This is a genomic window from Pelodictyon luteolum DSM 273 (genome assembly GCF_000012485.1).
Taxonomy (GTDB): domain Bacteria; phylum Bacteroidota; class Chlorobiia; order Chlorobiales; family Chlorobiaceae; genus Chlorobium; species Chlorobium luteolum.
In genome coordinates this window covers 2,248,366-2,268,197 of sequence record NC_007512.1, presented here as the reverse complement: position 1 = coordinate 2,268,197, position 19,832 = coordinate 2,248,366, and the positions used below count along the sequence as shown (strand labels likewise).

Sequence of the window (19,832 nt, the reverse complement as noted above, 5' to 3'; positions counted from 1 at the left end):
TGATTGGACGAGACGAAGTGGAAAAATGAAAATGTAGGGTCAAGATAGGAATACTCCAGCAGATATAAAACCCCAAATCCCGCTGCTCATTCCGCGAGGAGCTGCGAGATCACGGCAAGGTTTTTCTGTCCTCCCGTGTGTTCCAGATGGTGCCGGCAGTATTCCTGGAGGAGGGTTCCGCAGAAGAGGGCGGCGCTTCCCTCCGGGATGCCGCTTCCCCCCGCGGCCGATTCGGCGGTGGATGTGCGGGAGAGGGCGGCGAGCAGGTCTGCGGCTTCGGGGAGAATCGGCCGGACGTTCCTGCCGTCGGTGCAGGCGGTGCCCGGAAGGGCAAGGCCTCCGGGGTTCATGACGAAGAGGAGTTCGCCCCGGGGGCCCCCGGCCGCGTCCGCAGCTATCTCCCTGCCGCTGAAGACGCAACGGCAGAGCTCCGGGGCGAACCCCTGCAATGAAATGAAGCGGAGCAGGAACCAGGCATAGAGTGTCCGGTAGGCGACCCGCTCCCTGTTGAGTTCAAGGAGAGTCGACTCCAGAAGGCTGAAAAGCCGTGGGCTCCTTCCGTCATGTTCAGTTGTCAGACGTACCAGGTCTATGATCCGGTAGAGCACCCCGAAGCGTTCGATGTCGGGTCCGGGCACCATCGGGCATGAGACGAGGCTGCCATCGCTTATGAGCTGCACTTCCCGTTCGGGCTTCCGGTAGAGGACGATGTCCAGGACGTTGCCGGCGGAGAAAATGCCCGAGAGGCGGTTTTTAGGATTGCGTCCCCCCTTCAGGATGCAGGCCAGCCTCCCGAACTCGCGGGTGTAGAGGGTGAGGATTTTGGACTGGTCGCGGTATTTGATCTCCCGCAGCACGACCGCCCGGGTTTTGACGATCAACGGAGCCCCTTTTTTATTTTTTGAAATATCCCTATATACATTCACAGGCCCTTCGGCAGCGAAGGAGCCTTTCCGGATGCCTTTCAACCATAATGTGCTCGAACCTATGCCTACCTATCAATATCGCTGCACCAGCTGCGGCCATGAACTTGAAGTGGTCCAGAAAATGAGTGAGAACGCCTTGAAGACCTGCCCTGAATGCGGGAAGGATGCGCTGGAGCGCGTCATCAGCGCAGAGGGCGGTTTTGTGCTTAAGGGGTCGGGTTTCTACGGCACCGATTACAGTGCAAAGAAGTCCTCCTGCTCCGATTCGTCATCATCAGGCTCCTCCTGCTCGACCGGGACCTGCCCGTTCGCGAAGTAAGCCAGAGTTTCCCTTCCGTCGTCTGCAGGCTGCCGGCAACCGGCATGCTGCCGAAAGCCTTCCCTTTACGGAAGGCTTTCTCTTTCAGGCGCCTCGGCACCCTTGTCCACGGTCTTGATGCCTGCGGCCGTTCTATCCCCGGCGGCCTGTTTTCCGAATGGTCGCTCGTCTTCCCGCCATTTGAATTTCGGGAGGTTGACCGATCCGCGCAGCTCGGGAGGGTATTCAGTTCCCTCGGCATTTCCGGTGACATTCATTTTCTTCAGAGTGCCTTCCTTGAAGATCATCTTGATTCTGTCGCCGCTCGAGTAGTTGATGCCGCTCAGCTTTTTCGCGCCATCGTCCGAGCCCTTGCCCTTGTCACTGCTGTTGCCTTTCCCGCTGCCGTCCGGCTTCTCCATGCCGTCGTTGTCATAAATATGGACTAGGCTTTCGGCTTCTTTGGTCACCGTGACCCCTTTTACTTTCGAGTCATCTCCGATGAGCACCACGATATGGCGCCCGCTGAGCTGGTCATAGCCTTCCGGGTCGGCCGTCAGCGTGTCGCGTGTGGCGTAGAATGCGTGGCCGTGCACCTGCATTTCGTCGATTTTCTGTTTGCCGCCACCATCTTTCGACGGTGCATTCTCATCCACAGGCTTGAATTGGATCCGCAGGATGTCTCCGCTGACCTGTTCGTTGTAACGCCACCCGATGGCGTTGTCGTAGAACCAGAGGCGGTTTTCCTGGTTGTTGAAGACTGCTTTTCTGGACCGGACCATCATGGAGTTGTCCAGCATCCGGCCGCGGACGTTGCCATGGAGTTCGCAGACGTCGGTGGATGGGTGGAAGACCCCATCGTCGCCGAAGATCTCTTTGGCGCCATCGGAGATGCGGACATGGCCGTTCATCACAATGCGGTCCTGTCCCTCATAGTCGGTGGTGCGGTCGCAACTCAATGTCAGGTTGTCCTTCTCGAACAACACGTTGCCGATGGCCGCGCGGAAGCTGCCGCCGGCATCCTCGCCGCCTTCGATCGTGTCGGCGTGGCGGAGAATGATTTTCTTTTTCTCCGCATGAGCCGTATTATGGTGCAGGCCCGGAAGCGGGGCATCCTGAAGCAGCAAGATGCTTGCGGTGAGGATGAGCAGTCGGCCCGGTCGTGTCATGGGTGCGTGATTGTTGGGTGCCTTGAAAAAAATCAATGTCTCTTGTTTTCTTAATGTACTAAAGGTTTCCACGCTGTGAAAAACATACTCCTTGCCGCCGGCGGCCATCGTGGCCTGCTCGTCTCCGGCCCCCTGTTTGCTGCTCTTGAACAAAGCGGCTCGTTCAACGTCTCTCTCGTGTCGTCGGAGCCGCCCACTGCCGACATGGCATTATGCTTCGGCTTTACAGCGGCAGCTTCGAGGGTTGTCGACTGCGGCTCCCCGTGCACGCTTGCCCGCTCACTTGCCGCGATGGACGAGGCCATCACCGCTGCAGGGCCGGACCTCGTCATTGTGTGCGGTTCCGATGCGCCGGCCCTCGGCGCCGCTCTTGCCGCTGCCGAACTCGGCCTGCCGGTGGCATCTTCCGATGCAGGCCTGCGCAGTTACGACCGCGGGGAGGTTGAGGAGATCCGCAGAATGCTCATCGATACCGTCGCCTCGATGTACATCGTCAGCGAGCACAGCGGGGAGTACAACCTCATCAACGAGGGGATCGCCGAAGAGGGGGTCATGTTTGCCGGGAACCTCGTCATCGATGCCCTCCGTGCTTTCATGGAACGTGGCGGTGCTGCTCCTCTGGCCGCTTCACTTGGTCTCAAGCCGAAACAGTATGCCCTCGTCCTGCCTGATGAAAACGGCGGCAACGGGTTCGAGGATGCCCTCCTCCTGATGCTGGCCGGGCTTTCAGCCGCAACCGACGTCCTTGTCATGCTGCCGGACGGAGCTCCTTCCTCGGCGGTGCTCCGGCAGCGTCTGGAGGGGATGGCGCGGGTGCATGTGACCGAGCTTCCGGCTTATGGCGACCTTCTAATCCTGCTCCGCGATGCATCGTTGCTGCTTCAGGGAAGCGGTGTACTTGCGGCCGAGGCAACGGTGATGAATGTTCCGTGCATGACCATGCGCGAGCGGACCGAGCGGCCGTCCACCCTTGAGATCGGAAGCAACGTCCTTGTGGGGCTTGATGTCGAGGAAGCTTCTGCCCGGATGCTCGAGAGCCTCCGGGTGAAGAAGGATGAAGCGCGGCGTTCGAAGATCCCGGAAAAATGGGACGGGGCCGCGGCCTCAAGAATCAGCGCCTGGCTCGAAGAAAGACTGGACGATTGACGAGGAAAAGTTCCGGATTGACGCTTACCCCGTAGAGGTAGACGCCCCAATGCAGGTGCGGGGCGGTCGAGATGCCGGTGTGACCGACCGTTCCGACCTGCCCGCCTTTTTCCACCCGCTGCCCCTCCTTTACACTGATGGAGTCGAGGTGGAGGTAGACCGAGGTCACTCCCTGGCCGTGGTCCAGAATGACGGTGTTTCCGTGGACCTCGAATCCTTCCGGGACGGTGCCGGCCAGCACTACCCTTCCTCCTGCGGTCGAGTGGACCGCCGTTCCCTGTGGTGCTGCGATATCGATCCCCTTGTGGTAGCTGGTGGCGGGTCCGCCGTTGTACGAACGCTTCAGGCCGAACAGACTGCTTGTCTCTCCCTTGCAGGGACGTATGAACCCCTCAGCGAACAGGCGGTCCGGCGTGATGGTCATGAGGGCGGCTTTGACCCGCGACTTTTCAATTGCGGTGGCATGCAGCGACGACTTTGAGGGGCTGAGGGTGATGTACTGCACCTTCAGCCCGTTTGGTTTTACGGTGACGGGCAGTTCACGCCGCCGCTCACCTGCCGAAACGGTGAGGGAGTACCTGCCGGGTTCGCTGAGGTTTTCAACCGGTACCAGCGCCTGCCATGACCCGTCCTCCTGCCGGAACATCGGCCACTCTTTCTCCATAAAGCTGACGACGGGCGCCGTTTCGGTACCCCGGGCATCAACGGTGACGAATCCGCCCTGTACCAGGCTGTTGCGGGCGACATCCACCTCCAGCGTGGTCCGGGCGAGGACCGATGCGGCCACTATGAGTAACATCGGCGTGAGCAGGGCGAAGGTGCGGAAGATGGGGCGGAACGGGTGCATGGTCTCTGGAGTTTTCAGGTTCGTTTCACGTTCAGCTTAAGGTTCGTCGAGTTCGACATCATGAAATATGGAGCCTCCGGTGGAGCTTACAACGAGCCGCCGTTTCCGGAGTTCTGCCATAAAGCAGCCGTCGTCACTCTGTGTGCCGCGGGCGAAAAAGGCCGGCAGGACGATGTAGTGGATTCCGCCCTCCGCGCTGTATCCGCCCGGGTGGTAGTGCCCGCTGATGCAGGCCTTCACTGCGGGGGCAGCGGCTAGGATGTCGCGGATATCGCCGTGGTTCCAGAGGATGCCGTGGCGCTCGTCCGTGGTTGCGGGATGGAGCGGGAGGTGCGATAGCACGAAGGCCGGCATCCTCTGTTCTCCAGCCAGCCGAAGCTCTTTCTGGAGCCAGGCTTTCTGGCGTGACCCGACAGCTCCGCACCACGGCTGGTAACCCGGGGTTTTCCTGAAGTGTTCCAGCATAGCCCGGTCTTCCTCCGTTCCGGGCTCACGGAGCAGGCTGACCTCCATGCCGTCGAGCACGAGGAACAGAACCCCGCCCTCCGTGAACGAGTACCACGGGTGCCGTAGCCCGAAGGCCTGCTGCAGGACTGCTGCCGGCACTTGAAGGCAGTGGTTGCCGATGACGTGGCGGACCGGCCCCCGGAACTCCCTGAACGGGCCGAGTGCCTGCCGGAGCTCTTCGGGGGCGTGCTCCGGGGTGCCCTTGATGAGATCCCCGAGCTGCACCAGAAATCGGGCACCACGGCGTCCTAAATCCTCCAGGCAGTGCCGGAGATCGGCTTCGTCACGATGTGCGGCGCGTGGGTCCTCCGTCTGGAAGTGGACGTCGGTGACGATGCCGAACCGGAGGGCCCCTGCGTGTTCCATCAGGTGCCTCAGTCTCCGAACTCGGAGAGGTACTTCTCCATGAAGTCGTCGATATCCCCGTCCAGAACGGTTTCCACGTCGAAGCGCTCGTAGTTGGTGCGGTGGTCCTTTATGCGGCGGTCGTCGAGCACGTAGCTGCGGATCTGGCTTCCCCACTCGATTTTTTTCTTCTTTCCTTCCACCTCGCGTTTCCTTGCATCCTCTTCCTCGCGCTGGCGCTGGTAGAGCTGGGCCATCAGCATCTTCATGGCGCGCTCCCTGTTCTGGAACTGCGAGCGTTCCTGCTGGCAGCCGACCACGATGCCGGAGGGGATATGCTTGATGCGTACGGCGGTTTCCACTTTGTTGACGTTCTGGCCGCCTTTGCCGCCGCTGCGGAAGGTCGAGAGCTCAAGGTCCTCCTTGCGGACCTCGATTTCCACGTCGGGCGGAGCCTCGGGGTAGGTGTAGACACTGGCGAACGAGGTGTGGCGCCGGGCATTCGAGTCGAACGGGGAGACCCGTACGAGACGGTGTACGCCGTTTTCCGCCTTCAGGTAGCCGTAGGCATAGGGTCCCTGTATTTCAAGGGTTGCGGTCTTTATGCCGGCGCCGTCACCCTCCTGATAGTCGTCGGTATAGACCTTGAATCCCTTGCGCTCGGCCCACCGCATGTACATCCTGTAGAGCATTTCGGCCCAGTCCTGAGCCTCGGTGCCGCCGGCCCCCGCATGGATGGTGATGATGGCGTTGCCGGGATCGTCCTTGCCGGAGAGCATGTTCTTGAACTCGATGGCGGCAATTTCCTGCTCAATGGCGTCAATCGATGCTGTCAGCTCCCGTTCGAACGACTCGTCTTCCAGCTCGTCTGCGATTGCAAGCTCATCGCGGCAGGATTCAGCCTTCCCTGCGAGCTTTTCGTAGCCCTCGACCCAGGAGCGGTTTTCGTTCAACTCCTTGAGGACAGCGTGTGCGGCTTTCTGGTCGTTCCAGAATTCGGGGTTTCCGGAAACCTTTTCAAGATCCTCTATTTTCTCTTTGCGCTGGTCGACGTCAAAGATACCCCCGTAACTGTTCCAGGCGCCTGTTGATGTCCTGCAGTCTTTCTTTTTGTGGTTCAAACATGATGGTGGTTGTTTGTTGCGGGGGCTGCTGCGCTCCCTGTTGTGTGGGTGAAAACGGAAACTCCCATAAAAGAAGGATTTTTTTGCCGGAATGCAAAGCGGGCCGTTTTCCAGGCGCTCAGGAAATTAGCGGAGTTCGCTGGCAAAAAAGTATGGGAGTTTTCCTATTTTCCGGTTCAGGCCGTAATAAAGTTTTCATACGGCAGTGCCGGCCCCCTCCTGCCCGCCCCGAGGGCGGGCTTTCCCTCCGGGGAGTCGCTGCTGCCGCACCGCCGGAATGTACCCGGCCCACAACAAGATCCAAGTCCACGATGAAAGACACCTTCCTCCGCTCCGCTCCCCTCTGCTCACCCAGGGAGTTCGATGGACGGCAACGGGCCGTTATTGAGCATGTTTCTCCTGAAGCATACGGTGGATGCCATCCCGCAAAGGCGGTTGAGGGCGGACGGGTGCAGGTTGAGGCGGACATTTTCGTCGACGGCGCCGACATGCTCCGGGCTGAAGTGTGTTTTCGCCCTGCGGGAACGGCTGACTGGGAATGCTCGCCGATGGAGCCGAAGGACAACGATCGCTGGGGCGGCTCGTTCAATGTCGGCCGGCCGGGCCCCTATGAATATACGGTCCAGGCATGGGTCGACCATTTCAGCACCTGGCGAAGGGGACTCGTGAAAAAAATCGAAGCGCTTCAGGACGTTGCCCTCGACCTTGAAATCGGCGCGCTTCTTGTTGATGCGGCCGCCGGCCGCGCCGGTGCGGCCGACGCAAAAAAACTCAACGCATCTGCCGCAGCCATCCGCGCTAAAGGGCGCGCCAAGGGTAAGGGTGTCGATGCCGCTCTTGACGCGGCCCTCGCGATCCTCATGGAGCGGAACCCCGACCGTTCGGCGGTTTCGGTGTATGACCGGGTTCTTCCGCTTACTGTCGAGCAGGAGAAGGCCGGGTTCAGCACATGGTATGAATTCTTCCCCCGTTCATGGGGTTCCGTTCCCGGAAAGCACGGCACCTTCCGCGACTGCATGGAGCGCCTGCCCTTCATCGCCGGCATGGGGTTCGATGTCGTCTATCTTCCTCCCATCCACCCGATCGGCACCACGAAAAGGAAAGGAAAGAACAACGCCCTCAAGGCGGAGCCCGGAGAACCCGGCAGCTGCTGGGCCATCGGCAGCCCCGAGGGAGGACACAAGTCGGTCCATCCCGAGCTCGGCACCATCGAGGATTTTACGGCCTTTGTCGCTGCGGCAGGAGCCGAGGGGATTGCCGTTGCGCTCGATATCGCCTTCCAGTGCTCCCCCGACCACCCCTGGGTGCAGGAGCACCCCGACTGGTTCCGCTGGCGCCCGGACGGCACGGTGCAGTTCGCCGAGAACCCCCCGAAGAGGTATGAGGACATCCTTCCGATCGATTTCGAGACTGCCGACTGGCAGAACCTCTGGATTGAGCTGAAAAGCATCTTCCTGTTCTGGATCGGAAAAGGGGTGAAGATCTTCCGCGTCGACAACCCGCACACCAAGGCATTCGGGTTCTGGGAGTGGGCCATCGCCTCCATCAGGGCGGAGCATCCCGATACGGTGTTCCTCGCCGAGGCATTCACCCGCCCGAAGCTCATGGCCCGCCTTGGCAAGATCGGCTACAGCCAGTCCTACAGCTACTTTACCTGGCGCAACACCAAGCATGAGCTCCAGGAATATATGAAGGAGCTCACCACGCCTCCGCTCAGCCAGTTCATGCGGGCGAACTTCTGGCCGAACACCCCCGACATCCTCCATGAGGAGCTGCAGACCGGCGGCAGGCCGAAATTCATCATCCGCATGGTGCTTGCCGCAACCCTCTCGTCGAACTACGGCATGTACGGCCCCGCCTATGAGCTCTGCGAGCACCTGCCGCCGGCACCGGGCAAGGAGGAATATCTTGATTCGGAAAAGTACGAGATCCGGGAGTGGGACCTCGACCGCCCCGGCAACATCCGCGCCGAGATCACCCGCATCAACCGCATCCGCAGGGAGAATGCCGCTCTGCAGCAGACCCCGTCCATCTCTTTCCTCACCATCGAAGACTCACCCGGCCACGAGAACGATTGGCTCATGGGCTACGTCAAGCAGTCCGACGATGGAGGGAACATCATTCTCACCGTCGTCAACCTCGACCACCAGCGGCGCCGCAGCGGCTGGATGCGCTTTCCGCTTGAGCAGTTCGGCCTCTCCCACGACCACGCCTTCAGGGTCGAGGACCTCTTCAGCGGCATGCAGTATGAGTGGAGGGGGGAGTGGAACTATGTGGAGCTTGATCCCTCAATCATGCCGGCGCATGTGTTCAGGGTGAGCTTCGGCTGAAAAATTTTGTCGATCTGAAAATTCAATCACTTTACCCGTTCAACCCCACCATGTATCAACCTGAACCGCTCTGGTACAAAGACGCCATCATCTATGAGGCGCATGTCAAGACGTTCTACGACAGCAACAATGACGGCATCGGCGATTTTCAGGGGCTCCGTCGCAAGCTTCCCCATCTGGAGAGCCTCGGTGTAACCGCCATATGGCTGCTTCCCTTCTACCCCTCTCCGCTGCGCGATGACGGATACGACATTGCCGATTACATGACGGTCAACCCCGACTACGGGACGCTGGACGATTTCAGGGAGTTCCTCGAAGAGGCCCACAGCCGCGGGCTGAAGGTCATCACCGAGCTGGTGGTCAACCATACCTCAGACCAGCACGCATGGTTCCAGCAGGCACGCAAGGCGCCGGCAGGTTCCCCGGAGCGGAACTTCTATGTGTGGAGCGACGATCCCAACAAGTATTCCGAAACCCGCATCATCTTTCAGGACTTCGAGGCCTCCAACTGGACATGGGATCCTGTTGCCGGCCAGTATTACTGGCACCGGTTCTTCCACCACCAGCCGGACTTGAACTTCGAGAACCCCGATGTCCAGCAGGCGCTCTTCGACGTGCTCGATTTCTGGCTCGGCATGGGTGTCGACGGCCTCCGGCTCGACGCCGTCCCCTATCTCTACGAGGCTGAGGGCACCAACTGCGAAAACCTTCCCGAGACCTACGAGTTCCTGAAGAAGCTCCGCCGCCATGTCGATGAGCATTTCCCGAACCGCATGCTGCTTGCCGAGGCCAACCAGTGGCCCGAGGATTCCGCAGCCTACTTCGGCAATGGCGACCAGTGCCACATGAACTTCCACTTCCCCTTGATGCCGAGGATGTACATGGCCCTTGCCACCGAGGACCGGTTCCCCATCATCGACATTCTCGAGCAGACCCCGGAAATCCCGGAGGGCTGCCAGTGGGCATCGTTCCTGCGCAACCATGACGAGCTGACCCTCGAAATGGTGACCGACGAGGAGCGCGACTACATGCGCCGCGTCTACGCCAACGACCCCAAGGCGCGCATCAACCTCGGCATCCGCCGCCGCCTGGCTCCGCTCATGACCAACGATCGCCGGCGCATCGAGCTCATGAACATCATGCTCCTTTCGCTTCCCGGCACCCCGGTGCTCTACTACGGCGACGAAATCGGCATGGGCGACAACTACTACCTCGGTGATCGCGACGGTGTGCGCACCCCCATGCAGTGGAACAGCGACCGCAATGCCGGGTTCTCCCGCGCCAACCCCCAGCAGCTGCTGCTGCCTGTCATCATCGATCCCGAGTACCACTACGAGGCGGTGAACGTCGAGGTGCAGGAGAGCAACGTCAACTCGCTGCTCTGGTGGACCCGCCACGCCATCGCCACCGCGCGTCGCTACAAGTCGCTCAGCCGCGGCTCGATAGAGTTCCTGCAGGTCAGCAATCCCAAGGTGCTCATCTTCATCCGCCGTTACGAAGACGAGACCATCCTGTCGGTCATAAACCTTTCGCGCAACGCACAGGCGGTCTCCGTCGACCTCTCCGCCTTCGAAGGCTACACTCCCGAAGAGGTGTTCAGCATGAACCGCTTCCCGAAAATCCGTCAGGCGCCCTATATGCTCTCGCTCGGCTCCTATGGGTATTTCTGGCTGAAGATGGTGCCGGATACCGCCGATGTATCCTGCCGTCCCGGTCTGGAAACGGCGTTCGCCGAAGTGTATAACTGGCCTGCGCTCTTTGCCGGCAGAAGCCGAGAGAAGCTTGAAAACTCGGTCCTGCCCTGCTACTACCAGGCTATGCGCTGGTTCGGCGGCAAGGCGCGCAATGTCCTTCGCATTTCGATCGTCGACACCATTCCGGTTGAGGGTATGGAGCATGCCAAGCTTCTCGTCACCGAAGTCCGCTACTCCAGCGGAGAGAACGAACTCTATCAGCTGCCTGTCAGCTTCGTTCCACTGGAGGAGGTATCGCCTTCCGACGACAACTTCTACCGGAGGGTCATCGGCCGCGCCGTTGTCGGGGAAGTGGACGGGTACCTGTGCGACGCTACCTACGAGAACGCGTTCCTCAGCCGCCTCTTCAGCATCATGGTCGGCGGTGAGCAGTGGAAAGGAAAGGCGGGTATTGTTTCCGGCATGAAAGGATCCGCTCTCGAAGTGTTCCGCGACGTGACGGACGGGTCGCAGCCCGAACCCTTCCTCATGGGGGTCGAGCAGACCAACACCTCAATCCGCTTCCACGATTCGCTCTGTTTGAAGCTCTACCGCCGGATCGAGAAGGGCGTTTCTCCCGAAATCGAGATGTGCGGCGCCCTGACGGAAAAAACCGGTTTTGCAAGCCTCCCGAAATACCTCGGTTCGCTCAACTACGATCAGGGCCGCAATGCCGGTTACTCCATCGGCATCCTGCAGAATTTCGTGGAGAATGAAGGTGATGCATGGCAGCTCTCCCTCGGCCAGGTTGCCCGTTACTTCGGAGACGTACAGGCCAAGGTTGGCGCCGGCATCGAGCTTCCGTCCATGCAGCAGCTCAGCGGCAGCCCCGTCGAGGTCCCTGAGCTCATGCATGAGCTTATCGGTGGAGCATATCTCGGCATGATCGAGAAGCTGGCCGAGCGTACCGCTGAAATGCACCTCTCGCTGGCCTCGCTTGACGCCGACCCTGCGTTCGCCCCGGAGCCCTTCACCACCCTCTACCAGCGCTCAATCTATCAGGCGATGTGCGAGCAGGTAAAGCGTGCCATGATCCTCATCGGGGAGCTTATGCCTTCGATGGAGCCGGAACAGCGTGAGCTCTGCTCGCTGCTCGTCAGGAACCAGAAGGACATCCTGCAGCAGTTCGAGCCGGTCCGCCAGGAGAAGATCGATACCCTGAAAATCAGGATCCACGGCGACTATCACCTCGGCCAGGTGCTCTTCACCGGCAAGGACTTCGTCATCATCGACTTCGAGGGCGAGCCGGCCCGTCCGATTTCCGAACGCAAGATCAAGCGCTCGGTCTTCCGCGATATCTCCGGCATGCTCCGTTCATTCGACTATGCGGCCTTCCATGTGCTCCACCTCAACGAATCGGTTGTTCGCGCTGAAGACCGTCACCAGATGGAACCCTGGGCCGACCGCTGGAGCAATGCCGTCGGGCAGCACTTCCTCGACTCCTACTTCAAGAGCACCGAGGGCAGTGCCATCGTCCCTGAGGATCCCCGTCAGCGGGAACACCTGATGAACGCCTACCTTATGAACAAGGCGGTCTACGAGCTCAACTACGAGCTCAACAACCGCCCGCAGTGGGTTGGTATCCCGATCAGGGGCATTCTGAAGATGCTCGATATGTAAGGGAAACAAAAGAAGAAGGGGCCGCAAGGGATGCGGCCCCTTCCTTTTCAGGGTGGTAACAGAAGATGTGCATGAGGAAATGGTGAACGAACACATGATCCCGGTTACGATCGGCGGGCGCACACTGCTGCGCCCTTCCGGGGCCCCGACTCCAGCGGGGTACCTGGTCGGCTTTCACGGGTACGGCGGCACCGCAGAAGATGAGCTCCGCCTTCTTTCCTCCATTCCCGGGAGCGATCGATGGACTCTTCTGTCCATCGAGGCGCTCCATCCCGTCATCTTGCGGGACGGCGGACAGGGCAGCAGCTGGATGACTTCCCGGGACCGGCTGCGGCGGATCGAAGAGAATGTAGGCTATGTGGACGGGGTGCTTGACGCACTTGCCGCCGGGGGCGGCGCTTCCGGTACGATTGTTTTCCATGGATTTTCGCAGGGCGCGGCGATGGCTGTAAGAGCCGCTCTTCATGGTCGCCGCCCTCCGGTGGCCGTGATGCTGCTTGGCGGCGACATCCCTCCCGACGCAAAGGGGCTTGGTGGGATGGGGCGGGTGCACCTTGGCCGCGGTTTCAGGGACCGGTTGTATACAGAAGAAAAATGCAATGAAGATAGACGCCGGCTCCGGGATGCAGGTGTGAGGGTGGATTTCTCTGCATTCATCGGCGGGCACGGCCCCGGGGTAGAGTACCTCCGGTCAGCCGGGGCGTTTCTCTCCGGGTGTGTGCAGGGCTGAATCCGGCCTGAGGGTATTTTTTGCTTCCCGCCAGAGGGTGTCGAGTTCTTCGGGTGTGTGGTCCTGCCAGCTGCGACCTGATGCCTGAACCCGATCCTCGACGTTCTCGAACCGGCCCATGAACTTGTTCGTAGCCTTTCTCAGCGCATCTTCCGGGTTGGTGCCGATGAAACGGCTGTAGTTGACGAGGGTGAAGAGGATGTCGCCGAACTCCTCTTCCTGTTCTCGTGGGCCCTGAGCTTCCTGCAGTTCCCGAACCTCCTCTGCAAGCTTCTCAAGCACCCCTTCGCCACTCGGCCAGTCGAAGCCGACCCCCGCAACCTTTTTCTGCACCCGGTAGGCGCGCAGCAGCTCCGACATAGCCTTCGGTACACCCTCAAGCAGGCGCTTGCGCCCCTCCTTCATTTTCAGCGACTCCCAGTTGCGAAGCACATCGCCCTCTGTTTCAGCGACAGTATCGGCGAACACATGCGGGTGGCGGTGGATCAGTTTCCTGGAGAGGCCGTCCATCACCTCGTTGAAGGTGAACTTCCCCGACTCCTCGCCAAGCTCGGCCTGGAAGCAGACATGCAGAAACAGGTCTCCCAGCTCTTTTTTCAACTCCTCGTCATCATTGCCGTCGATGGCGTCCACCAGTTCATAGCTCTCCTCAAGAAGCAGGTGCGCGAGCGACTGCGGTGTCTGTTTGCGGTCCCAGGGGCACTCCCGGCGAAGGACCTTCAACAGGCTGAGTACCCGGTCGAACTGTTCGGGGAGGGTGCGCTGGCGAACGGCGGTGATTTCAGCTTTCAGGGATTCGTTGGGTGTATGTTCATCCATGATGCGTGGGGGATTGATCGGTTTCCTTGACTTTGGGGTGAAGTTAGCAATTTCCTCTGAGCTATTGCGTATACTTGAACTGATCCCCCCTTGCATAATGCGATTGGAGAACGACCATGGAAATCAGGGATGCAGGAATCGTTGTTACCGGATCAAGCTCCGGAATAGGGCTGGCCCTTTCGGAAGCCCTTGTCGAAAAAGGCGGGAATGTCGTAGGGCTCAGCAGGAGAAAGACCCTTATTCCGGCCGGGTCGGGCGGGGGACGGTTCCGCTCCTTTCAGGCGGATCTTTCTCTCCCCGAGGATATTGCCGAGGCGTTTCGCCGGATCCGCGAGGAGGGCCCGCCGGTTGACGTTCTGGTGAACAATGCCGGGTGGGGTGAATTCGGTGACATGGAAGCCCTCCCGCGAGAAAGCTGGGAGGGGATGCTTGCCGTCAACCTCGCAGCTCCGTTTTTCGCGATTCAGGAGGTGGTCACTGCGATGAAGAAACGGCGCCGTGGCATGATCATCAACATTGCCTCGATTGCCGGCAAGCGGGGCATCAAGGGGGCTGCGGCATATTGTGCCACCAAGTTCGGTCTCGTTGGTCTGTCTGCATCGCTGAAGGAGGAGTTCCGGGAGCATGGCATCAGGGTGTCCTGCATATGTCCCGGAGCCGTCGATACTCCGTTTTTCGATACGACCAGCATACAGCCTGAAAAACGCATGGACACCATGGCCGTTGTCAACGCCATCATTGCCGCAATAGCTGCGGATGATGATATCCTGCACGAAGAGCTCATCATCTGTCCGCTCTAAACATTAACCCTTCAATATCCTCTTGAAGCCATGCCTGCATCTGTCGTACTTCAGCAGCCCGATATCCCGATAGCCGCAATCGCCACGCCGGTGGGGGTCGGGGCGCTCGCCATTGTCCGGATGAGCGGGAAAGGCGTCTTCGGTATTGCTGACAGGGCGTTCAGGAAAAAAAGCGGGAAGGCGTTCAGTTTCGAGGCGGCTGAAGGGTTCACTGCCCATGTGGGTACGCTTTTTGATGGTGAGGGGATGGTCGACGAGGTCGTTGCGCTCGTCTTCCGGGCCCCCTCGTCGTTCACCATGGAGGATATGGTCGAGTTTACCTGTCATGGCGGGCCCGTTGTGGTTCGCCGGGTGCTCGCCGCGCTGCTTGACGGGGGGTGCCGGCTCGCCGAACCCGGAGAGTTCACCCGGCGCGCCTTCCTCAACGGCCGCATCGACCTTTTGCAGGCCGAAGCCATCGGCGAGATGATCCACGCCCGTACCGATGGGGCATTCCGCACGGCCGTGACGCAGATGCAGGGCGGCCTTTCGCGCCGCCTACTGGAGATGAGGGAGGGGCTCCTGCAGTCCTGCGCCCTCCTTGAGCTCGAACTCGACTTCAGCGAAGAGGACGTGGAGTTCCAGAGCCGGGAGGAACTCAGGGGCGAAGTTATCCGGCTCCAGACGGAGCTTTCAGGCCTTGTCGATTCCTATCAGCATGGCAGGCTGCTCTCGGAAGGGGTCTCTACCGTTATCGCCGGCCGCCCGAACGCCGGCAAGTCCACCCTCCTCAACAAGCTGCTCGGAGAGGAGCGCTCCATCGTCAGCCACATGCCGGGCACTACGCGGGACTATATCGAAGAGTGCTTCGTTTACGACAAGACCATGTTCCGACTTACCGACACCGCCGGCCTTAGGGAGTCAGAGGAAGATGTGGAGCACGAAGGCATAGAGCGAAGCTACCGCAAGATATCCGAGGCGGATCTCATCCTTTACATGCTCGATGTGTCGGGGGAGGGGTTCCGTGAGGAGGCTGTGTCTGCCGCGGCGCTCTGCGCCGGGCACCCTGAAGCCCGGATGATCCTCCTTGCCAACAAGACCGATCTCGTAAAGGACTCCGCCCTGCGAATTGCTGCCCTGGAGACTGCCGCAGGCAGCCCGGTCGTTCCCATGGCGGCACGGAGCGGCGAAGGGATCGAGGAACTCAAACTCCTTATGGCATCCATGGTCGAAGGGCTCGACAAGCTCCATGAAGCCAGCGTGCTCGTCACCAGCCTCCGCCACTACGAGGCCCTCCGCAACGCTTCGGATGCACTCCATAACGCCCTCGGACTGATAGAGGGCGGTGAGGCTACAGAACTTATCGCCTTTGAGCTCCGTTCCGCACTCGATTATGTCGGAGAAATCACGGGAAAGGTTGTCAGTGAAGAACTGCTGAATACGATATTCGGGCAGTTCTGCATCGGAAAGTAGGGGGCGATGTCCTGCTTGAGCGTGTTGTCTTTCGGCAAAGAATGGCCTTATGTTTTTTGAGTGTGTCGCGTCGACCTTGTTTTCAGCTTTGAGCATCATTTGTGATGAAGGAGCAGGATGCCAGGGGGAAGATCCTCCTCTACAGTTCCCCTGATGGGAGCCTCACTCTCGATGTTTGTCTGGAAAAGGAATCGATATGGCTCATGCAGAAGCAGATGTCGGTATTGTTCGAAAAGAATGTTAGAACCATCAGCGAGCATGTCGGCAGCGTATTTCAGGCTGAAGGGCGGCGCGGACCCTTCGTGAGCATGTTGTCCGGGGTTATACCCTTAACCAGGCCCGTCTCAAAGAGCTCAACCGAGCATTAAAGCTTATTGTCTATACGGCTCATCGCCGCACTCTCGAGGTGGATGAGGCAAAGGCTCTGCTTGCCATCATCGGTGATTACAGTCGGGCGCTCGGCTTGCTTGATGATTATGACCACCAGCGGGTAACCCTTCCTGAGACAAGCGGCATGGTACTCATGCCGCTCGGTTATGAAGAGGACCATCGGGTGGTCGACCGGTTGCGTGGAGCCTTCGCTGAATCTGATAGTAGGAAAAGGAGAACCTCGTACGCATCGTGGTTCATCTGCTCTCCTCCTGAACTGCTCCGGTTTGGCGGTGAGGGGGGCGTAAGATCTTTGCAATACGGTTTTCAGGCGGTTCTGCATGGGTAAGTGAGCGGCTGCTGAGAGCGTATGCGGCCTTGGGTGGTGCGGCGTTCATACCGGCGTTCATACAGAGCCGAGACGAAAGAGGCTTATGCGGTTGTATTTTTGTATTCCCGATACCCCGATCCTATCATCCGGAATATTCGAGGTTTAATTCCTGATTCCCCCGACTTTTTCCGCATACGCTTATGGGCGCTTCACTGCTCTATCGGCAGCTGCTTCAGGCCTGCATCGCAGAGGCTTTGGCCCCCTTTGTTGAGGGCCGGAGTGTTCCCTCCCTCAGTCTTCCGGTTTCGAGTGAGAAGCGTCGCATGCGGAGGCTGCAGGATTTTATCCGGGCACAGCCCCGCATCCTACATGCCGTTCAGCAGGTTGTGCACCTCCAAAAGGCCGGTGTCGATGCTGTGGTTCATTTTGACCGCCTTGTTGAAGGTCACATGCACGATCCTGTCGTTGTCGAGGCCGATCATGATGCTTTTCTGGTCGTTCAGGAGGGCGTCAACGGCGGCGATGCCCATCCGTGTGGCGTTGATCCGGTCCCTGGCCACGGGGCTTCCGCCACGCTGGATATGGCCGAGGATCGAGATGCGCACATCGAGGTCGGGGTGATCCCTCTGGGCCTGTTCGGCGATGTGCAGGGCGCCCCCGGCCTCGTCGCCTTCGGCCACCATGACGATGCCGCTGGACTCCTTGTCGCGGTATCCCTTCTCCAGGAATTTCTGCAGTTCGTCGTGCTGGGCTTTCGATTCGGGAATGAGGATGACCTCGGCTCCGCAGGCGATTCCGCCGTTGAGGGCGAGGAGGCCGGCTTCGTGGCCCATGACCTCGATGAAGAAGATCCGTCCGTGCGAGCGGGCCGTGTCCTTGATTTTGTCGACTGCGCAGACCACAGAGTTCAGGGCCGTTTCATAACCGATGGTATAGTCTGTTCCGTACATGTCGTTGTCGATGGTGGCTGGAATGCCGACGAACGGGATGTCGCACTCCTGCGACATGACCCAGGCTCCGGTGAACGAGCCGTCGCCGCCGATGACGATAACGGCGTCGATGGCCGCGGCCTTCAGCTGCTCCCCGGCCTTGCGGCGTCCTTCGGGCGTGCGGAATGCTTTGCAGCGGGCCGTCTTGAGCATGGTTCCGCCGAGCTGCAGGATGCCGCTGACGTCCGATGACTGCAGAGGGAGGAACTCCCCATCAATCATGCCCTGGTAGCCACGGAGGATGCCGACGGCCTCCCGTCCTGCGGCTATGGTTGACCGGGTTGCCGCCCTGATGGCGGCATTCATGCCGGGCGCATCGCCCCCTGAGGTCAGTATGCCTATTTTTTTGATTCTGCTCGACGTGAATGAAAGTCCTTCGTTATCGTTATTGCGTGTCATTGTTACATTGAGAAGTGAATTGTGTGCTCCCCCCGGAGCATGCCGCAGGTCTCTCGAGACCGGCGGGTTTCTGGCGTTTGACGATGGGGAGGGTTTTTACATGCAATAAAGTGCATTAATTACATTGTAAACGGAAATAAGGACTATGTCATCATCTGAGAGCGAAGGCCGGCATGAACCGGGATGCCTGGAGTGCGGAACCCTCAACTGTTACCGGCGTGAGGGCGAGTTCCCTCCTTTCTGTCCGGGAGAGGCGCTTGATGAGGCGGCTCTCGGCAGAGCTCTTTCGGAGTATGGGGGAGACGGCACCGATGCCCGTGTGGCCCATGCTGCGGCGGAGGTCGAAGGGTTGTTCTATGGGAAGCTGACCCGTGTGGAGGAGACGGTGGAGTTTGCGAGGCGCATCGGGGCTCGGAAGGTCGGCATCGCCACCTGTGTGGGGCTCATCGGGGAGACGCGCCTGTTCGGCCGGATCCTGAAGGCGAACGGTTTCGAGTACAGGGCGGCGCTTTGCAAGGCGGGGTCGGTGGATAAGGCTGACATAGGGATAGATGAGGAGTTGAAAATCAGGCCGGGCAGCTTCGAAGGGGCCTGCAATCCTCTCCTGCAGGCCCAACTGCTGAACGGGTGGAAGTCGGACCTCAACGTGGTGGTAGGTCTCTGCGTGGGGCACGATGCGCTGTTCTGCAAGCACTCTGAGGCTCCCGCTACAACCCTTATCGTGAAAGACAGGGTGCTCGGTCACAATCCTGCAGCTGCGCTCTATACCAGCGCATCCTATTATAAACGCGTGATGGAGGAGAGGCCGAAGTGAGTCTCAGTCGAGGGTTTCGATGCGTACCTTCGCTGTTCCGCTTCTGATGAGGCCGATCTCTCTTGCAGCCGCCGGCGAGATGTCGATGATCCGTCCTTTGCGGAACGGACCCCGGTCGTTGATGCGTACGACCACCTGTTTTCCATTGCGGAGGTTCGTGACCCTTACGCTGGTGCCGAAGGGGAGGGTGCGATGCGCGGCTGTGAGTTCCGCGCCGTCATGCTTTTCGCCGCTTGCAGTTCTCCTTCCGTTGAAGCGCAGGGCATAATAGGACGCTCTGCCTTCGTCAACGAAGGCTGCGGAGGGTTGCGGCCCTGTCATGGATGTATCGGCCACCAGCTCGGTTTCAGCCTGAGCAACGGGGCTGGCCGTGACGAGAAACGTCGCGGCAATGAGTCTTTTGAGCAGTTCCTTTGGTGCCATGGGGGACGGCTGGATTGAGGTGCTCCTGCAGTTTCCTCTAATATAGGTAATTACATCCTCACAGCCCCTATGCCATTATGAAGGGTTCTCAGCCGTTGAATGATGCTTCCGGGTTGGATTCGAAGGCCTCGAGCTTCACTTCGCCGGTGCCCGGCTTAATGAGCCCGAGCTCACGGGCAGCTCCGCGCGAGAGGTCGATGATTCTGCCGTTGACATACGGGCCGCGGTCGTTGATGCGGACCATGACCTCTTTGCCGTTTTCCATGTTGGTGACCCTGACCCAGGTGCCGAAGGGCAGGGTGCGGTGCGCTGCTGTCAGGGCGTCCATGTTGAACCTTTCTCCGTTGGCCGTCATGCGTCCGTGGAAGCGGTCGGCATAGTAAGATGCCAGGCCTTCAGTAACGAGAAAGAGTCCGTTGTTGCTGTCAACTGCGGTATGTTCCGCCACAGCTTCCCACTCCGGAGTTGTTCCTCTGTCGGTGCGGGGGGATTGGCTGGATACCTGGAGGGAGCTCTGGCAGGATGTGACGGCCGTAATTGCCAGAAGGGTCAGAATTGTGGGGAAAAAGAGCTTTCTCGTGCCCATAGAGCGTTCATTTATGTTCGCGTTCAGCCTCCCTCATTTGTTCGGGGAGGCCCCATTTATGAATAAAAATCAGAT

19 protein-coding genes are annotated in these 19,832 nt (G+C 59.7%); 10 read left to right on the top strand and 9 right to left on the bottom strand.

The window, feature by feature from the left end; genetic code table 11:
- Positions 1-86: 86 nt before the first annotated feature.
- Positions 87-881 carry a DNA repair protein RecO gene (gene recO, locus PLUT_RS10530; protein ID WP_011358749.1) on the bottom strand — a complete coding sequence of 265 codons (795 nt, stop codon included), beginning with the start codon at positions 879-881 and terminating at the stop codon, positions 87-89.
- 106 nt (positions 882-987) lie between these two features.
- Here recO and PLUT_RS10525 point away from each other — a divergent pair, with 106 nt between their 5' ends.
- Complete coding sequence (locus tag PLUT_RS10525) at positions 988-1,245, top strand: FmdB family zinc ribbon protein (protein ID WP_041463944.1); 258 nt, start codon at positions 988-990, stop codon at positions 1,243-1,245.
- A 65-nt stretch (positions 1,246-1,310) separates the two neighbouring features.
- Here the strand turns inward: PLUT_RS10525 and PLUT_RS10520 are convergent, their stop codons facing one another.
- The gene (locus PLUT_RS10520) at positions 1,311-2,393 is read right to left on the bottom strand and encodes an OstA-like protein (RefSeq protein WP_157858193.1); all 1,083 of its coding nucleotides are present in this window, start codon (positions 2,391-2,393) and stop codon (positions 1,311-1,313) included.
- Positions 2,394-2,468: 75 nt separating this feature from the next.
- Between PLUT_RS10520 and PLUT_RS10515 the strand changes: the two genes are divergently transcribed.
- On the top strand, positions 2,469-3,539 hold the full coding sequence (locus PLUT_RS10515; protein ID WP_011358746.1) for a UDP-N-acetylglucosamine 2-epimerase: 1,071 nt from the start codon (positions 2,469-2,471) through the stop codon (positions 3,537-3,539).
- Here PLUT_RS10515 and PLUT_RS10510 read toward each other — a convergent pair.
- From PLUT_RS10510 to prfB, 3 genes are all read right to left on the bottom strand, one after another.
- Complete coding sequence (locus tag PLUT_RS10510) at positions 3,505-4,386, bottom strand: M23 family metallopeptidase (protein ID WP_011358745.1); 882 nt, start codon at positions 4,384-4,386, stop codon at positions 3,505-3,507. The two genes, PLUT_RS10515 and PLUT_RS10510, sit on opposite strands and share 35 nt — an antisense overlap.
- 36 nt (positions 4,387-4,422) lie before the next feature.
- Complete coding sequence (locus PLUT_RS10505) at positions 4,423-5,259, bottom strand: metallophosphoesterase (RefSeq protein ID WP_011358744.1); 837 nt, start codon at positions 5,257-5,259, stop codon at positions 4,423-4,425.
- An 8-nt stretch (positions 5,260-5,267) separates the two neighbouring features.
- A protein-coding gene (gene prfB / locus PLUT_RS10500) for a peptide chain release factor 2 (protein ID WP_203415237.1) occupies positions 5,268-6,363 on the bottom strand; the annotation gives its coding sequence in 2 pieces (ribosomal slippage) (positions 5,268-6,293 and positions 6,295-6,363; 1,095 coding nt in all).
- Between the two features lie 310 nt (positions 6,364-6,673).
- Between prfB and PLUT_RS10495 the strand changes: the two genes are divergently transcribed.
- From PLUT_RS10495 to PLUT_RS10485, 3 genes are all read left to right on the top strand, one after another.
- Positions 6,674-8,692: an alpha-1,4-glucan--maltose-1-phosphate maltosyltransferase gene (locus tag PLUT_RS10495; RefSeq protein ID WP_011358742.1), complete on the top strand. Its 2,019-nt coding sequence runs from the start codon at positions 6,674-6,676 to the stop codon at positions 8,690-8,692.
- Positions 8,693-8,742: 50 nt separating this feature from the next.
- Complete coding sequence (gene treS, locus PLUT_RS10490; protein ID WP_011358741.1) at positions 8,743-12,045, top strand: maltose alpha-D-glucosyltransferase; 3,303 nt, start codon at positions 8,743-8,745, stop codon at positions 12,043-12,045.
- A gap of 79 nt (positions 12,046-12,124) precedes the next feature.
- Positions 12,125-12,775 carry an alpha/beta hydrolase gene (locus PLUT_RS10485; RefSeq protein ID WP_041463943.1) on the top strand — a complete coding sequence of 217 codons (651 nt, stop codon included), beginning with the start codon at positions 12,125-12,127 and terminating at the stop codon, positions 12,773-12,775.
- Here the strand turns inward: PLUT_RS10485 and mazG are convergent.
- Positions 12,737-13,594 (bottom strand): nucleoside triphosphate pyrophosphohydrolase, encoded by an 858-nt coding sequence (gene mazG, locus PLUT_RS10480; protein ID WP_011358739.1) that lies wholly within the window; start codon positions 13,592-13,594, stop codon positions 12,737-12,739. The genes PLUT_RS10485 and mazG overlap by 39 nt on opposite strands.
- Positions 13,595-13,710: 116 nt before the next feature.
- Between mazG and PLUT_RS10475 the strand changes: the two genes are divergently transcribed.
- The 4 genes from PLUT_RS10475 to PLUT_RS11830 all read left to right on the top strand — a co-directional run bounded on the left by PLUT_RS10475 (position 13,711) and on the right by PLUT_RS11830 (position 16,564).
- Positions 13,711-14,394, top strand: coding sequence for an SDR family NAD(P)-dependent oxidoreductase (locus PLUT_RS10475; RefSeq protein ID WP_011358738.1), 684 nt, complete (start codon positions 13,711-13,713; stop codon positions 14,392-14,394).
- Positions 14,395-14,424: 30 nt separating this feature from the next.
- Positions 14,425-15,846 carry a tRNA uridine-5-carboxymethylaminomethyl(34) synthesis GTPase MnmE gene (gene mnmE, locus PLUT_RS10470; protein ID WP_011358737.1) on the top strand — a complete coding sequence of 474 codons (1,422 nt, stop codon included), beginning with the start codon at positions 14,425-14,427 and terminating at the stop codon, positions 15,844-15,846.
- Positions 15,847-15,950: 104 nt separating this feature from the next.
- The gene (locus PLUT_RS10465; RefSeq protein WP_041463942.1) at positions 15,951-16,214 is read left to right on the top strand and encodes a hypothetical protein; all 264 of its coding nucleotides are present in this window, start codon (positions 15,951-15,953) and stop codon (positions 16,212-16,214) included.
- A 38-nt stretch (positions 16,215-16,252) separates the two neighbouring features.
- Entirely contained in the window at positions 16,253-16,564 is a 312-nt protein-coding gene (locus tag PLUT_RS11830; RefSeq protein WP_011358735.1) for a hypothetical protein, read from the top strand.
- Positions 16,565-16,911: 347 nt separating this feature from the next.
- Here the strand turns inward: PLUT_RS11830 and pfkA are convergent, their stop codons facing one another.
- Positions 16,912-17,934 carry a 6-phosphofructokinase gene (gene pfkA / locus PLUT_RS10455; protein ID WP_011358734.1) on the bottom strand — a complete coding sequence of 341 codons (1,023 nt, stop codon included), beginning with the start codon at positions 17,932-17,934 and terminating at the stop codon, positions 16,912-16,914.
- A 145-nt stretch (positions 17,935-18,079) separates the two neighbouring features.
- On the opposite strand from pfkA, the gene PLUT_RS10450 reads away from it, so the two are divergent.
- Positions 18,080-18,748: a DUF1847 domain-containing protein gene (locus PLUT_RS10450; protein WP_011358733.1), complete on the top strand. Its 669-nt coding sequence runs from the start codon at positions 18,080-18,082 to the stop codon at positions 18,746-18,748.
- Between the two features lie 3 nt (positions 18,749-18,751).
- Here PLUT_RS10450 and PLUT_RS10445 read toward each other — a convergent pair whose 3' ends face one another.
- Together PLUT_RS10445 and PLUT_RS10440 are read right to left on the bottom strand one after the other, a co-directional pair.
- A complete protein-coding gene (locus tag PLUT_RS10445) occupies positions 18,752-19,069 on the bottom strand; it encodes a septal ring lytic transglycosylase RlpA family protein (RefSeq protein WP_157858258.1) in 318 nt (105 codons plus the stop codon).
- A gap of 190 nt (positions 19,070-19,259) precedes the next feature.
- Entirely contained in the window at positions 19,260-19,757 is a 498-nt protein-coding gene (locus PLUT_RS10440) for a septal ring lytic transglycosylase RlpA family protein (protein ID WP_011358731.1), read from the bottom strand.
- Positions 19,758-19,832: the final 75 nt, after the last annotated feature.